The 15,168-nt window shown below is 61.9% G+C and carries 12 protein-coding genes; 9 read left to right on the top strand and 3 right to left on the bottom strand.

Going from position 1 to position 15,168, the window contains the following annotated elements:
• Positions 1–157: 157 nt before the first annotated feature.
• Positions 158–1,513 carry a S8 family peptidase gene (locus tag KAK11_RS06990; RefSeq protein WP_210807601.1) on the bottom strand — a complete coding sequence of 452 codons (1,356 nt, stop codon included), beginning with the start codon at positions 1,511–1,513 and terminating at the stop codon, positions 158–160.
• Positions 1,514–1,678: 165 nt separating this feature from the next.
• The gene (locus KAK11_RS21750; RefSeq protein WP_210807599.1) at positions 1,679–3,067 is read right to left on the bottom strand and encodes a S8 family peptidase; all 1,389 of its coding nucleotides are present in this window, start codon (positions 3,065–3,067) and stop codon (positions 1,679–1,681) included.
• A gap of 304 nt (positions 3,068–3,371) precedes the next feature.
• Here KAK11_RS21750 and KAK11_RS06980 point away from each other — a divergent pair, with 304 nt between their 5' ends.
• Together KAK11_RS06980 and ettA are read left to right on the top strand one after the other, a co-directional pair.
• On the top strand, positions 3,372–5,792 hold the full coding sequence (locus KAK11_RS06980) for a putative bifunctional diguanylate cyclase/phosphodiesterase (RefSeq protein ID WP_210807596.1): 2,421 nt from the start codon (positions 3,372–3,374) through the stop codon (positions 5,790–5,792).
• 113 nt (positions 5,793–5,905) lie between these two features.
• Complete coding sequence (gene ettA, locus KAK11_RS06975) at positions 5,906–7,570, top strand: energy-dependent translational throttle protein EttA (protein ID WP_210807594.1); 1,665 nt, start codon at positions 5,906–5,908, stop codon at positions 7,568–7,570.
• A 79-nt stretch (positions 7,571–7,649) separates the two neighbouring features.
• Here the strand turns inward: ettA and KAK11_RS06970 are convergent, their stop codons facing one another.
• Positions 7,650–8,597 (bottom strand): fasciclin domain-containing protein, encoded by a 948-nt coding sequence (locus tag KAK11_RS06970; protein WP_210807592.1) that lies wholly within the window; start codon positions 8,595–8,597, stop codon positions 7,650–7,652.
• A gap of 195 nt (positions 8,598–8,792) precedes the next feature.
• Between KAK11_RS06970 and KAK11_RS06965 the strand changes: the two genes are divergently transcribed.
• From KAK11_RS06965 to KAK11_RS06935, 7 genes are all read left to right on the top strand, one after another.
• The gene (locus KAK11_RS06965; protein ID WP_210807590.1) at positions 8,793–9,401 is read left to right on the top strand and encodes a TetR/AcrR family transcriptional regulator; all 609 of its coding nucleotides are present in this window, start codon (positions 8,793–8,795) and stop codon (positions 9,399–9,401) included.
• Positions 9,402–9,512: 111 nt separating this feature from the next.
• Positions 9,513–10,325: a TIGR00266 family protein gene (locus KAK11_RS06960; RefSeq protein WP_210807588.1), complete on the top strand. Its 813-nt coding sequence runs from the start codon at positions 9,513–9,515 to the stop codon at positions 10,323–10,325.
• A 168-nt stretch (positions 10,326–10,493) separates the two neighbouring features.
• A complete protein-coding gene (locus tag KAK11_RS06955; RefSeq protein WP_375140674.1) occupies positions 10,494–11,474 on the top strand; it encodes a YncE family protein in 981 nt (326 codons plus the stop codon).
• On the top strand, positions 11,458–12,249 hold the full coding sequence (locus KAK11_RS06950) for a polysaccharide deacetylase family protein (protein ID WP_210807586.1): 792 nt from the start codon (positions 11,458–11,460) through the stop codon (positions 12,247–12,249). Before KAK11_RS06955 ends, KAK11_RS06950 begins: the two co-directional genes overlap by 17 nt.
• A gap of 17 nt (positions 12,250–12,266) precedes the next feature.
• Positions 12,267–13,253, top strand: coding sequence for a sterol desaturase family protein (locus tag KAK11_RS06945; RefSeq protein ID WP_375140673.1), 987 nt, complete (start codon positions 12,267–12,269; stop codon positions 13,251–13,253).
• Between the two features lie 57 nt (positions 13,254–13,310).
• Positions 13,311–14,204: an EI24 domain-containing protein gene (locus KAK11_RS06940; RefSeq protein WP_246498507.1), complete on the top strand. Its 894-nt coding sequence runs from the start codon at positions 13,311–13,313 to the stop codon at positions 14,202–14,204.
• Entirely contained in the window at positions 14,201–14,992 is a 792-nt protein-coding gene (locus tag KAK11_RS06935) for a competence/damage-inducible protein A (protein WP_210807582.1), read from the top strand. Before KAK11_RS06940 ends, KAK11_RS06935 begins: the two co-directional genes overlap by 4 nt.
• Positions 14,993–15,168 lie beyond the last annotated feature (176 nt).

Raw genomic sequence — 15,168 nt, 5'->3', positions numbered from 1 at the left:
CCGGTGTCAGGACTGACAGGCCGCGTCGTCAAGGCTGGACCTCGCGCGGATGGCAGCAGTGTACCAGCCCGCCTTGGCGGCATGAAAAAGGGCTGGGTGAACCCAGCCCTTTCGTGAGATGGTGCAAGCCTTCCCAGGCTCGCGCCCTGGGTGTGGATCAGAAACCGCTGACGTCCAGGCGACCACCGGTCACGCACTTGCCTGTCATCGAAGCCGTGGGCACAGCAGCAGCCAGGATGGCGGCCTTGATTTGCGCAGCCGTCGAGCCGGGGTGACGCGAGGCATAGTAGGCCACGGCCCCGGTCACGTGAGGCGTGGCCATGGAGGTGCCGCTGTAGTTGGCATAGCCCGCCCCGGTGCTGGTGGGCACCGTTGACCAAATGCTGGAGCCAGGTGCTGCAATGTCCACTGTGGTGAGGCCGTAGTTCGAGAAGCTAGAGCGCGCACCCGTGTTGGTGATGGATGCCACGGAGATGATGTTGGCGCTGGTGTAGCCGGAAGGGTAGTTGGGCGTTACATCGCTGTTCAGGCCGCTGTTGCCAGCCGCCGCCACAAACAAGATGTCGGCCGCACCGGCACGGTCGATCGCGTCCTTCAAAGCCTGGGAGAAGCCGCCGCCGCCCCAAGAGTTGTTGGTGGCCACCAAATTCAAATCATGGCGGATCTTGAGGTCGGTGATGTAGTCCACCGAGAGGATCGCGTCCGCGGTTGAGCCCGAGCCTTCCAGGAACTTGGCACTGATCATCTTGACCGTGGGGCAGATGCCCACAATGCCTTGGCTGTTGGTGCGTGCCCCAATGGTGCCGGAGACGTGGGTGCCATGGTCGTCCGTGGTGCCATCGAAAGTGGTTTTGTCGTCGTGCAGGAAGTCCCAGCCCGTGACGTCATCAATGTAGCCATTGCCATCGTCGTCGATGCCGTTGTTGGGAATCTCCCCCGGGTTCTTCCAGATACCCGCCTTGGTATCGGGGTGCGTGTTCATCACACCCTCGTCGATGATGCCAACGACCACGCCCGCCTTGCACTTCTTGCCGGCGTTGAAGGCTTCGCCGGCTTGGCTGCCGTATTGGTTTTGCTGGGTGGGTGAGGTGTCACCGTAATAGCCCCACAAGCTGCCGTTCGTGTAGTAGGGGTCAGCAGGGGCCGCTTGAGTGGTGACGATCCAGTTGGGCTCTGCAAAGTCGATGGCATCGTGCGCGCGCAGCCATTGGATGGCTTCAGGCACGCTGAAATGAGCGGGCAATTTGACCAGGTGCAGTTCTGCCTTGCCACCGCGTGCAATGCTGCGCAGCGTCTTGATGGACGACAGACCCAAGCCTCGCAAGGATTGCTGGACGCTTTCGAGACGCATGCCCGGCTTGAACTGAACAATCAGCTCGGAGGGCTTGTAGCGGTGGGCAGGGTTGGCCAGGCTGGCGTCGACCAACTGGGGGCTGGCCGAAGCCAGGCTGCTGAAGGTGCAAGCGGCCATGGTGGCGGCCAACATCGTGAGTCGCGAGAAAGTGCGGTTCATGGAAATCCTCTACTGACGGTTGATGATGATGTGCAGCCTTGGGGATCAACCGGCTAGGCGCAGGCTGCGCCGCCCTTCCGGGTACTGCAAGAAAACTTCACAAACAGAGCAAAAAAAAGGCCGGGAGCAAAGTCCCGGCCTTTCAGACGCTATCGATGCAGAAGATCAGAAGCCGCTGACATTCAGGCGGCCGCCGGTGACGCACTTGCCGGCCATCGAGGCCGTAGGAACGGCCGAGTTCAGGATGGCGGCCTTGATCTGCGCAGCAGTAGAGCCGGGATGCAGCGAGGCATACAGGGCGGCTGCGCCGGTCACGTGCGGCGTGGCCATGGACGTGCCGTCATAAGAGGCATAGCCTGCGCCCGTGGCGGTCGGCACCGTCGACCAGATGCCAACGCCCGGCGCTGCGATGTCCACGCTGGTGGCGCCGAAGTTGGAGAAGCCAGCCTTCTTACCAGAGGAGGCCAGAGCCGCCACAGCGATGATGTTGCTGCTGGTGTAAGACGAGGGGTAATTCGGCTTCTTGTCGGTGTTGATCGCCTTGCCAATGATGTTGCCGTTGCCCGCTGCGGCGATGAACAGGATGTCAGCCGCACCTGCGCGGTCAATGGCGTCCTTCAGCGCTTGCGAGAAGCCACCACCACCCCAGGAGTTGTTGGTCGCCACAATGTTCAGGTTGTGACGGGTCTTCAGGTCAGTGATGTAGTCGACGGCCAGGATCGCGGCTTCAGTGGTGCCGCTGCCTTCCAGGAACTTGGCGCTGATCATCTTGACGTTGTCGCAGATGCCAGCGATGCCCACGCCGTTATTGGCCACTGCGCCGATGGTGCCGGACACGTGGGTGCCGTGGTCGTCGGTCGTGCCGTCAAACGTGGTCTTGTCGTTGTTCTTGAAGTCCCAGCCATTCACATCGTCGATGTAGCCATTGCCATCGTCATCGATGCCGTTGTTGGGGATCTCAAACGGGTTGACCCACACATTGGCCTGGGTGTCTGGGTGGGTGTTCATCACGCCTTCGTCGATGATGCCCACCAGCACTGTGCCATTGCACTTGCGGCCAGCGTTGTAGCTTTCGCCGGCTTGGCTGCCGAACTGGTTGGTCTTCACGGGGGAGGTGTCACCGTAGTAGCCCCACAGGCTGCCGTTCGTGTAGTACGGGTCGTTGGGGGCGGCTGCAGTCGAGAGAATCCAGTTGGGTTCCGCAAACTTCACGGCACTGTTGGCGCGCAACTTCTGCATCGCTTCGGTGACCTTCTGGCCTGCGGGCAGGCGCACCAGATGCAACTCAGCATCGGCACCGCGCGCGGCGCTGCGCAGCACCTTGGCGGTTTGCAGGCCCATGCTGTTCAGGGCACGTTGTGCCACCGCCTGCATGCCGGGCTTGAACTGCACCAGGACTTCAGACTCCACATAGCGCAGGGACGCGTCCTTCAGGCTTGCATCCACCAGGGCCGGGTTGGCCTGAGCGGTAGTGCCCAAGGTGCTGGCCAGCAGGGTCGCTGCGGCCAGCAAGGAACGACGAACTTTGATCTTCATGGCGAGAGCTTTCTTCACGTAGGAGGTCTCGACGGCAGGTGGCCGCCTTGCTGCGTGCGCCGCCCCAACTGGCGACTTGCACGAGCTCGTTTGTACAGGAGTGAACTGCTGCAAGCGAGTCCCCAAGGCGTTCAATTTAGGGAGGTGTTCTCCCTTCTTTTGTATCGGACTGTCAGCGACTCCCACGTGTGAAGGGGGCGGTTTCTATGCATATGTTGTACTTGTGGGCTGGCCCCGTCCGAGATGCCAGAGCCCCCCGGTATATTCTGGATCTGCACCCCTTGGTGCGCCACTACCTGCTTTCGTTTTGCTGCAGCTTCCTTTGTTCACTGCCGTTTTGGAGCGCATGGGCTTTTCCCAGCGCGCCGTGGATCTCAGTACGCCCGAACTGAGAGCCTGTCATTTGACCGTGGTGAACCGCCTGACCCCGCTGCTCATGGCCGCGAACTTGTTCACGGCTGTTCTCTTTGCGCTGATGATTCACTCCTCAGTGCATGTCGGCTGGTTGATGCTGTGGCTGGCGACTCTGGTCGTTTTGTGCGGGTCGGCCTTGATGAGCTGGTGGCAGCGCCGCGGCAAGGTCTTGAACAGCGTGTCGATTGAGACCTTCAGTCGGGTGGCGCGAAACGCCGGAACGCTGGGGGCGCTCTGGGCGGTGGCGCTGATCGCCTACATGCCGGAAGTAAACCCCCAGCAGCAACTTGCGTTGGCGGTGGTGGGATGCGGCATGGTGTGTGCAGGTGGCTTTGCATTGGCCACTGTGCCCAGGGCCAGCTTGGCGTGGGTGTGTGCGCTGACCCTCGGTGGCGTGGTGTCCTTGCTTCGCACTGGCGAGCCTACGCACATGATGCTGACCGCCTTGGTCTTGGTGTATGGCTTGGTCATCGTGGTGGCGGCTGTGTCGGCGGCCTCTGCTTTCAATGCCGGCCTGCTGTCCGAGCGTGAGGCCGAGCGCCAAGGGCATATGGTGTCGCTCTTGCTGCGTGATTTTGAAGAGCATTCCACCGATGTGCTCTGGGAGATCGATCGCACTGGCGCCTTCACGCATGTCTCCAAACGGCTTGCTCAGTTGTTGGGCACTCCCGAGGGCGCTGAGCTGCCGCAGAGCTTGATGAGTGTGCTTCTGCAGCGCAGCCCTGACGGGACGCAATCAGAAGGCTTTCATGCACTGAAGCGCGCCTTGCTGTTGGACAAACCCTTTCGGGACTTGCTGCTCTCGGTCAAGGCAGGTGATGCTTTGCGGTGGTGGTCGATCACGGCCAAGCCCTTGGTCAGCGACTCCGGCCTGACCACGGGCTGGCGGGGTGTGATTTCGGATGTCACACAGCAGCGCTTGACCCACCAGCGCCTGGCTTATTTGGCTCACTACGACTCGCTGACGGGTTTGGCGAATCGGGTGCAGTTGCGTGAGCGCCTGACTCAAGCCCTGGAGGCGCGCGGCACGCCGCCTCGGCGCAGCGCCATGCTGTGTCTTGACCTTGATAACTTCAAGATGATCAACGACTCGCTGGGCCATTCGGTGGGTGACGATGTCCTGAAGTTGGTGGCGCAACGCCTGCAGGCCGTGATGCGGCGCAGCGATGTCGTGGCCCGATTGGGCGGCGACGAGTTCGCTGTGTTGATGGACGACGTGCGCAGCGATGAGGAAGTCGCGGTGCTGTCCCAGCGCTTGCTGCAGGCCTTGAACCAAGCGGGTGAGATCCGGGGCCGCACGGTAGCCATCGGCGCCAGCATGGGCATTGCGATGATCCCCGACCACGGACAAACGCTGGATGAAATCCTGGGTAACGCAGACTTGGCCCTGTATGCGGCCAAGGAGCACGGCCGGGCTCGCTGCGAGATGTTTGCGCCTTGGCTGGGTGAGCGCAATCGGCGCTTGTTGTCGATTGAGCAAGCGCTGCGCGAGGCCCTCAAGCGGGGAGAGTTCACCCTGCATTGGCAACCCCGCGTCAGCGTGGCGACTTGGGAGGTGCTGGGGGCCGAGGCCCTGCTGCGGTGGCGTCATCCCACGCTGGGAGAGCTGCAGCCCTCGGAGTTCATTCCGGTGGCCGAGAAGACCGGCTTGATCACAGACATCGGGGCTTGGGTTCTGGAGCAGGCCTGTTTGCATGCGCGTCGCTCGCTGCCCGGGCTGTCGATCTCGGTGAATGTGTCGGCCGTGCAGTTGATGCGCGACCATTTCTTGGGTGACGTAGAGCGGGCCTTGGTGCGGTCCGGCTTGGCCCCCAAGTTGCTGGAGGTCGAGATCACCGAGTCAATTTTTGTCGATGACCCTGCTGCGGCCTTGAGCAATCTTCATGGTCTGAAAGCGCTGGGCGTGCAGATTGCCTTGGATGACTTCGGCACCGGCTACTCATCACTGGCCTATCTGCGCCGCTTCCCCTTTGACACCCTCAAAATCGACCGCGCCTTTGTGCGGGAGCTGCTGACCCACCATGATGCGCGGGCCATCGTTCGCACCATTGTGGACATGGCCAACACCTTGGGCATGCTGACGGTGGCCGAAGGGGTTGAGGAGCCAGCGCAGTTGGAGGTTCTACGGCTGGCGGGCTGCGGTGCGGTGCAGGGCTACCTCGTGGCGCACCCCTTGCCCTTGGTGGCATTGCAGAGAATCTTGGATCATTGGGACCAGGCGGGGCGACCTGAACCTGGCGAAATGCCCTTGTCAGAGACCTCGGCGCTCAACGAGTTGCCGCGCATTGAACGGCGTCAGCCCCGGCCGTCGTCGCCATCTCCGGGATAATGCGGGTTCCGCGCTGGGCCTTCTGCCTGTGGCGCACCTTTTGATTTCCGCCGACTTGCGGCCCATTTGCGGGCGGCTTCACCGGCCTTTTCTTGTGTCTGGATCTCTCTAGCATGGCTCAATACGTCTTCACCATGAACCGCGTCGGCAAGATCGTGCCGCCGAAGCGTCAGATTCTGAAGGACATCTCCCTGTCGTTTTTCCCGGGCGCCAAGATCGGTGTGCTGGGCCTGAACGGCTCGGGCAAGTCCACCTTGTTGAAGATCATGGCGGGTTTGGACAAGGAAATTGAAGGCGAAGCCGTGCCCATGCCGGGCATCAAGATTGGCTACCTGCCGCAGGAGCCGCAAATCGACCCGGAGCAAACGGTTCGGCAAGCGGTGGAAGAAGGCATTGGTGGCGCATTGGCAGCGCAAAAGCGGCTGGACGAGGTCTATGCAGCCTATGCCGAGCCGGACGCTGACTTTGACGCCCTGGCCAGCGAGCAAGCCGAGCTGGAGGCCATCATTGCTGCTGCTGGCGGCGAGAACACCGACCACCTGCTCGATATCGCTGCTGACGCGCTGCGCCTGCCGCCCTGGGATGCCAAGATCGGCCCCTTGTCGGGCGGTGAAAAGCGCCGGGTGGCCCTGTGCCGCCTGCTGCTGTCCAAGCCCGACATGCTGCTGCTGGACGAGCCGACCAACCACTTGGACGCTGAGTCGGTGGAGTGGCTGGAGCAGTTCTTGAAGCGATTCAGTGGCACCGTGGTGGCCATCACCCACGATCGCTACTTCTTAGACAACGCGGCCGAGTGGATTTTGGAACTCGACCGTGGCGTGGGCCACCCCTACAAGGGCAATTACTCCGACTGGCTGGAAGGCAAGGAAAAGCGCCTGGAGGCCGAGCAAAAGAGCGAAGATGCCCGAGCCAAAGCCTTGAAGCAGGAATTGGAGTGGGTGCGCAAAAACGCCAAGGGCCGCCAAGCCAAGAGCAAGGCACGTCTGGCGCGCTTTGAAGAGCTGAGCGATGTCGAGTACCAAAAGCGCAACGAAACCAATGAAATCTTCATCCCCGTAGCCGAGCGCCTGGGCAATGAGGTCATTGAGTTCAAGGGCGTGACCAAGAGCTTTGGCGATCGCGTGTTGATCGACAACCTCAGCTTCAAGGTGCCCGCAGGCGCCATCGTGGGCATCATCGGGCCGAACGGCGCGGGTAAGTCCACGCTGTTCCGCATGATCCAAGGTGTGGAGCAGCCTGACAGCGGTGAAGTGGCCATCGGCAAGACCGCCAAGCTGGCCTTTGTGGACCAGAGCCGTGAAGGCTTGGCGGCCGAGAACACCGTGTGGCAAGACATCTCCGGCGGCTTGGACAACATCGTCGTGGGCAAGTTCGTGATGCCCAGCCGCGCCTACATCGGCCGCTTCAACTTCAAGGGCAACGACCAGCAAAAACTGGTGGGCAGCCTCTCCGGTGGTGAGCGTGGCCGTCTGCACCTGGCCAAGACCTTGGCTCAGGGCGGCAACGTGCTGATGCTGGACGAACCGTCGAATGACCTCGACGTCGAAACCTTGCGGGCGCTGGAAGACGCGCTGCTGGAGTTCGCGGGCTCGGCCATGATCATCTCGCACGATCGCTGGTTCCTCGACCGTATCTGCACCCACATCCTGGCCTGCGAAGGCGACTCGCAGTGGTTCTTCTTTGACGGCAACTACCAAGAGTACGAAGCCGACAAGAAGAAGCGCCTGGGTGAAGAAGGTGCCAAGCCGCACCGCCTGCGCTTCAAGGCACTCAAGTAATCTTCACGCGATGAAGAAGGCAAAAGGGCCCCCCATTAGGGCGGCCCTTTTTGCTGACGGATCGGAACTCTCAGAGCGCTCAAGGAGCGGGCAAGATCACCTTGTCGATCACGTGGATCACGCCATTGCTGGCCAGCACATCGGTGCCAGTGATCTTAGCGCTGCGAGCGCGCTGGTCCGTGATGGCCAGGCTGGCGTTCACCGTGAAGGTGTCGCCTTCCACCGTGGCGATGGGGCTACCCACCGGCACTTGTGCCTTGAGCACCAGGCCAGGCACGACGTGATAGGTCAACACGCTCGTCAGCAAGGGCTTGTCGGCAAACAATGCTTCCTTGGTGATGCCAAGTTCAGCCAACAGCGCCACGAATGCGGCATCGGTCGGTGCGAACACGGTGAAGGGGCCGGGGCCGCTCAGCGTGGTGACCAGGTCAGCGGCCGTCAAGGCTTCGACCAGCAAAGTGAACTCAGGGGTGGCCGAGGTGCTCAGCGCGACGGCTGTACCGACCACGGTCTTGTCCGCGGGCAGCAGCACCTTGTCGACCACGTGGATCACGCCGTTGCTGGCGTCGACGTTGGCGGTGGTGACCTTGCTCAGGCGGTTGCGGCCATCGGTCAATTGCAGGGTGCTGCCTGACGCTTCAGCCTTGAAGTAACCCTTTTGCAAGGTGGTGATGGGGCGGCCCAGGGGCACCGCAGACGACGGGATCTCACCGCTGACCACGTGGTAGGTCAGCACGGCCGTCAACAAAGGCTTGTCGGCGAAGAGTTGCTCTTTGGTCAGCTTCAGCTCTGCCAAAACATTGGTGAAGGCTTGATTGGTGGGGGCGAACACGGTGAAGGGGCCTGCGCCTTGCAGGGTGGGGGCCAAGCCGGCCGCGTCAATGGCTTCGGCCAAGACGCTGAGGTCCGGGTTGGAGCGCGCGAGGGTCACCACGTCAGCGGCGTCATCGCCTCCGCCGCAAGCCGTCAGAAAGGTGACGCTGGACGCGATCACGATCGCAGTCAGCCGTTTGATCCATGAGGTCATCTCTTACTCCTGTGAGGGCCTTTGAAGGAGGCCTTGAATGAGGTTTTGGGGGAAATCTTGCTGAGCCGTGCACTGCTCGGTATCAAGTGTGAACTCATCAGTTCAAAAAAGCAACTGCAAAGTACAAAAAAGACCAAAAGGTTTGTTTGTGACCATTTCGTATGCGCAGAGGCCTAGCGCGGCTACAATGGCGGAATGGCCAAGGTATCGTTTCGTGAGCAGGTGTTGCGTGTCCGTGAGGACGCCATCGTGTCGACCGTCAATCGCTTATTGGCGGAGAAGGGCTTCGACCTGATGACAGTGGACGAAGTGGCGGCGGAGGTCGGCATCGCTAAAGCCAGCCTCTATAAGCACTTCGCCTCCAAAGAAGAGTTGGCCGCGGCCGCCATGGTCCGGGTGTTGGACAAAGCCAGCGAGTTCCTGGCGACGCGCAAGCAGCTGGCCGAGGCCACGCCGCTGCAGCATCTGCAAGCCGTGGCGCGCTGGACCATGGAAGTTCAATTGGCTGGCGAAATGCCGTCTTTGCCCGCGCAAAACTCGTCGCTGCGCGCCTCTCTCGCCTCCAACAAACTCTATTTGGCGCGCTTGATGGAGGTCAGCGACCAACTGGGTGAGTGGATTGTTCAGGCTCAGGCTGACGGCGCACTGGATAAAACCGTGCCCGCAGAGTTGGTGCTCTACACCCTGTATGCCCGGGCCTGCGACCCGGTGCTGGGCGTTCTCAAGGCCAGCGGCAATTACAGCGACGAGCGCATCATCGACATGCTGCTGCAGACCTGCTTTGGCGGCCTGCTGACGCGCTGATCGAATGGGCCCTCGCGCGCGCCGAATTTGCATGGCGCGACTCTCTGCGCCTGCCCGAAATGGGTACCATGGCGACCGTTTGAAATTGGCTCACTTTTGTGGAGATAAGTCATGGCCATGGATGTAGTGGACTACGAGATCAAAGGCTCGGAGATGCAGTTTGTCGAGGTCGAGTTGGACCCCGGCGAAGCTGCGGTGGGCGAGGCAGGGAGCCTGATGTACATGGAGTCCGGCATTGGCATGGACACGGTGTTCGGTGACGGGGCCCAACAAAGCGGGGGCTTCTTCGGCAAGCTGTTGGGGGCCGGCAAGCGCTTGATCACTGGTGAATCGCTGTTCACCACGGTCTACACCAACAACGGGTCAGGCAAGCAAAAAGTGGCTTTTGCTGCGCCTTACCCTGGCAAGATCATTCCGATGGAGCTGAGCAAGATGGGCGGCATGCTCATCTGCCAGAAGGACGCGTTCTTGTGCGCTGCGCGCGGCGTCTCTTTGGGGATCTACTTCCAGCAAAAGCTGTCGGTGGGTTTCTTCGGCGGTGAGGGCTTCATCATGCAGAAGCTCGAAGGCGACGGCTTGGCCTTTGTGCATGCCGGCGGCACGGTGATGCGCCGCGAACTCAAGCCCGGCGAAACGCTGCTGGTGGACACCGGCTGCGTGGTGGCGTTCACCCCCAACGTCAACTTCGAAATCCAATACGTCGGCAAGATCAAGACGGCGCTGTTTGGTGGCGAAGGTTTGTTCTTCGCCAAGCTCACGGGCCCAGGCACTGTGTGGCTGCAGAGCTTGCCGTTCTCTCGACTGGCCAGCCGCGTGTTCGCTGCAGCCCCGCAGATGGGCGGCTCGCGTGAAGAGGGCTCCATGCTCGGCGGCTTTGCCACCGGTGGCCTGCTGGGGTCGGTGTTGGGCGGGGACGACGACTGAGTTGTTTTGTCCTGGATCAACCTACGCTCAGCTTGGCTTCAGCGGGGTTGATCCTTTGAGCGCCTACACTGGAGGGTCAATCTGTCCACCGTAGTGCCTCCTGTGAATATTCCATTTTTGACTCGGCCGCTTCGCATTTCTTTGGGCCGAGGTGTCGCGCTGGCCGGGCTGTGTGCCGGCCTGCTGCATCTGCCCGGTGGGGTGTCGGCTCAGACGCCCGCCAAGGGCGCCCGGCCCATTTTTGTGCTGAATTCGCTGGACGCCAACGTCAGCGTGATTGACCCGGTGACCTTCACCGAGCGCAAGCGCATTCCCGTGGGCAAAGAGCCTCATCACCTCTACCTGACACCGGACGAAAAGTCTCTGTTGGTCGCCAACGCGGTGGGGGACACGCTGACCTTTATTGACCCGGTCACCGCTGAAGTTCAGCGCACGGTCACGGGCATTGTCGACCCGTATCAATTGCGCTTCTCTCCGGACATGAAGTGGTTTGTCACCCTGGCCAACCGTCTGAACCACGTTGACATCTACCGCTGGCAGCCCGAAAACGCGGCTGAGCCATTGAAGCTGGTCAAGCGCATTCCGACCGGCAAGACGCCCAGCCACCAGTGGATCGACAGCAAGAGCAGCATCATTTACGCCTCCATGCAGGACAGCAACGAGCTGGTGGCGATTGACATTGCCACGCAGAGCGTGCGTTGGCGTGTGCCGACCGGCAAAATGCCGGCCGACGTCTACCTGACCGCTGACGACAAATTTGTGTTTGTCGGCCTGACCGGTGACAAGTTCGTCGAGGTCTATGACGTCTCCAGCGGCCCTGGCAAGCTGGTCAAGCGCATCCAAACCGGTGAGGGCGCTCACGCCTTTCGGGCCAAGGGTGATAAGCGCCATCTGTTCGTCAGCAATCGCGTGGCCAACACCATCAGCCTGATCGATACGCAGACCATGACGGTCGTCTCAGAGCTGCCTGGCCCTGGCGGCCCTGACTGCATGGATCTGCTGGCCGATGGCAAAACCTTGTTGCTGTCCTCGCGGTGGGCTCGCAAGCTGACCTACATCGATATCGAGACCAAGAAGGTGATTCGCCAGATCAACGTCGGGCGCTCACCGCACGGGGTCTGGACACTGGACCATGCGCCTCGTCAGTAAGCGCCAGGCCTTGGCCGGGCTGTTGCTCGGCAGTGTGTGGGCTGTCGCTGCAGCCCAGGCGCGGTGCGAGCAACCGGTCTACCTGACGTTCGATACCGGCCACATGGGTGTGGCACCCCTGATCGCCGACGTGCTGGCGCGCCATCAGGTCAAGGCCACCTTCTTCCTTGCCAACGAGCGCACCCAAACCGAAGGCAGCAGCCTGGATGCGCAGTGGGCGCCTTGGTGGAAGGCTAGGGCGCAGGAAGGCCATGTCTTTGGCAGCCACACCTTTGACCACTCCTACTGGGTGGCGGACTTGCCCGAGGGTCGTTTCAAGATTCGCCCCTCCGCAGGGCCAGATGCTGGCAAGACCTTCACCTGGACAGCGGCCCAGTATTGCGCCGCCCTGCAGCAAAGCGCAGACCGCTTCAAGGCCATGACGGGGGCCTCCATGTCACCGGTGTTCCGCGCGCCGGGCGGCAAAACATCGCCGCAGCTGCTGGCCGCCGCCAAGGCTTGTGGCTGGGCGCATGTGGGCTGGGCGCCCGCCGGTTTTTTGGGCGATGAGTTGCCCAGCCAGAAATACAGCAACGCGCAGCTCTTGAAGCAAGCCTTGCGTGATGTCCGTGCCGGCGACATCTTGATGGCCCATCTGGGTATTTGGTCGCGGCAGGACCCCTGGGCGCCCGCCGTGCTGGAGCCCTTGATCGTGGGCCTGAAGGCCCGCGGCCTGTGCTTTGCCACCCTGGCGCAGCACCCTGCTTACGCAACGATGATCAACGCCTCGCGCTGAGGCCTTTTTGCCCCATGTTGGAGACCTTTTTGAATTGGTTTGGCGACGCGCAGCAATGGCTGTTTGAGTCCGCCATTCAACCGCTTTTGTTCCACGTCGGTGCCGCATCGGTCATCGCTGATGCCTACAACGGCACAGGTTGGTTGCTCGCGGGCATTTTGCAGATCGTGATCATGCTGCTGCTGATCGCCCCGCTGCAGCGCTGGCGCCCGGCAGAAGCCGTGAGCCCAACGCCCGAGCGCAAGCGAGCCATCCGCGCGGATGTGATCTACACCTTGATCCATCGCTTGGGCGTTTTTCGCGTGGCGGTGTTCTTTGCCATTGAGCCCTTGTGGAACGCTTTGTTCGGTTGGCTGGCGGTTCACGGCGTGGACGGCTGGCACCTGGACCAAGCCATTGCGCCCTGGTGGCCGGGGGTGACGGACACGGCCTTGGTGGGCTTCTTGGCCTACCTCATCGTCTTCGACCTGATCGACTACTGGCTGCACCGCGGCCAGCACCACTTTGATGCGTGGTGGGCATTGCACGCGCTGCACCACAGCCAGCGTCACATGACCATGTGGACCGATAACCGCAACCACTTGCTGGATGATTTGGTGCGGGATTTGATCTTGGCCCTGGTCGCGCGCGCTATTGGCGTGGCACCCGAACAGTTCATGGCCTTGGTGGTGGTGGGCCGGATGCTGGAGAGCCTCTCTCACGCCAATGTCCGACTGTCCTTCGGCCGTGTCGGCCAGCGTTTGTTGGTCGGCCCCAAGTTTCACCGCGTGCACCATGGCATTGGCATTGGCCATGAATCAGGCGGGCAGGGCACTTTAGGTGGCCACAACTTTGCGGTGCTGTTTCCAGTGTGGGACATGCTCTTCGGCACGGCTCGCTTTGATGTCCCGACAGGCCCGACGGGCATTCGCGATCAACTGCCCGAGCATGGGGGCCGCGATTATGGTGAGGGGTTCTGGGCGCAACAAAGGCTGGGCCTTTTGCGCCTCTTTGGGCGGGCCTGAGTCACCCTCCCTAGGCCGGCGGTCAGTCGCCTGCGCTGAGTCGCGTATGCTCACGCCATGAGAATGATGCTTGATTCCTTCTGGCGTGCGCTGGCCTACTTGTTCATGCCGCGCATCATCGGGCTGAGCCTGATGCCCTTGCTGATCGCCGGCAGCTTGACCCTGGTGATGGGTTACTTCTTTTGGACAGATGCGGTCACGGCGGTGCGCTCGACGCTGGAGAGCTGGTCGCTGGTCGAAGCCATGCTGCAATGGATAGACGGGATGATCGGCTCTTCATTCCGCACCGTTCTCGCCCCCCTGGTGGTCGTCGCCTTTGCGGTGCCTGTGGTCATCGTATTGAGCCTGCTGCTGGTGGCCTTGCTGGCCACGCCGTCGATTGTGAGCTTGGTCGCAGAGCGTCGCTTTGCCGAGCTAGAGCGGCGCCACGGTGCGGCCGCTTGGCGCAGTGTGGCCTGGTCTTTGGGCTATACCCTGGCGGCCTGCGTGGCGTTGCTGCTGACCATGCCGCTGTGGCTGATCCCGGGTGTGGTCTTTGTGCTGCCGCCGCTGATCTGGGGTTGGTTAACGGCCAAAGTCATGGCCTTTGATGTGCTGGCAGACCACGCCACCCAGGAGGAGCGGCGGGCAGTGCTCAAGGCCCATGCCTGGCCCTTGATGGTGATTGGCATTACCACTGGCTTCCTTGGGGCCGCACCGTCCGTCATCTGGGCTTTTGGGGCGATGACCCTGGTGTTCGCCCCGCTGCTCCTGGCCGTCTCGGTGTGGCTCTACACCGTGGTGTTTATGTTTTCAGCACTGTGGTTCGCCCACTATGCCTTGGCGGCTCTGGGCCAGCATCGGCGTGCCAGTGTGGTGGAGGTCGTGCCCATGCCCGGCACAGCACCCACCAGCAGCACCCCAGCGGCCTTGCCGCCAGACCCCGCGGCCTCTGCCATCACCGGAGTTTGAGCATGGCGTTTGGATTGATTGTGGTGGGCGATGAGATCCTCTCGGGTCGTCGCCAAGACAAGCACCTGACCCGCACCATTGAGATCTTGGCCGCTCGCGGCCACAGCTTGGCCTGGTGCGAGGTGATTGGGGACGACCGCTCACGCATCACCGCCAGCCTGAAGCGGGCCTTTGCCAGTGGCGATGTGGTTTTCAGCTGTGGTGGCATTGGCGCCACACCAGACGACCACACCCGCCAATGTGCAGCCGCCGCCTTGGAGCGCCCGCTGGCCCTGCACCCTGAGGCCAAACGCTTGATCGAGCTGCGCATGCAGGAGATGGCTGCGGAGAAAGGAGTGCCCTGGGAGCCTGAGCACCCCGACAACATTCACCGGCTCAATATGGGCGTCTTCCCGCAAGGCGCCCAGATCATCCCCAACCCCTACAACCGCATTCCCGGCTTCAGTGTGGGTGATGTGCACTTTGTGCCGGGCTTCCCGGTCATGGCCCACCCGATGGTGGAGTGGGTGCTGGACACCCACTATCCGCACCTCCAGCCTGAGCCTCATGTCGAGAAGGCGGTCTATGTGTTCGGCGGCCTCGAGGCGCAGCTCACGCCGCTGATGCTGCAAGTCGAGCAGCAGTTTGAGGGCGTGCGCATCTTCAGTCTGCCCAGCGTTGACCATCCTCAGCGTGGCAAGCACATCGAATTGGGCGTCAAGGGGGCCCCCGAGCAGGTGGCTGTGGCCTTCGAGTTTTTGCAGCAAGGCCTACGTGCCGTGCCCGGTTTGCAATTCAGCACCGAATAGGTGCGACTCCATTCGCACCGCGATGGTGCAAATGCACCAAAAATGAACATTGTGGGCCGAGGCGACTCTCGAGCGGGCGGCCTCGCCCGCGCCGTGCCACACTGACCGCGCGGGGATTCACGAGGGCATTCAGGGGTGGCTGGGCGAGTGGCGCCGTCCTTGAGCGTGGTCACCAA

This window comes from Ideonella paludis (assembly GCF_018069865.1).
Classification (GTDB): Bacteria; Pseudomonadota; Gammaproteobacteria; order Burkholderiales; family Burkholderiaceae_C; genus Ideonella; species Ideonella paludis.
Note: the sequence above shows the minus strand (reverse complement) of the source record. Positions and strands in the feature narration are given on the sequence as shown.

Excerpts from the sequence above, each read along its gene's own strand:
- KAK11_RS06990 (WP_210807601.1), bottom strand. The coding sequence starts at position 1,513 with ATGAACCGCACTTTCTCGCGACTCACGATGTTGGCCGCCACCATGGCC.
- ettA (WP_210807594.1), top strand. The coding sequence starts at position 5,906 with ATGGCTCAATACGTCTTCACCATGAACCGCGTCGGCAAGATCGTGCCG.
- KAK11_RS06970 (WP_210807592.1), bottom strand. The coding sequence starts at position 8,597 with ATGACCTCATGGATCAAACGGCTGACTGCGATCGTGATCGCGTCCAGC.
- KAK11_RS06965 (WP_210807590.1), top strand. The coding sequence starts at position 8,793 with ATGGCCAAGGTATCGTTTCGTGAGCAGGTGTTGCGTGTCCGTGAGGAC.
- KAK11_RS06960 (WP_210807588.1), top strand. The coding sequence starts at position 9,513 with ATGGCCATGGATGTAGTGGACTACGAGATCAAAGGCTCGGAGATGCAG.
- KAK11_RS06950 (WP_210807586.1), top strand. The coding sequence starts at position 11,458 with ATGCGCCTCGTCAGTAAGCGCCAGGCCTTGGCCGGGCTGTTGCTCGGC.
- KAK11_RS06940 (WP_246498507.1), top strand. The coding sequence starts at position 13,311 with ATGAGAATGATGCTTGATTCCTTCTGGCGTGCGCTGGCCTACTTGTTC.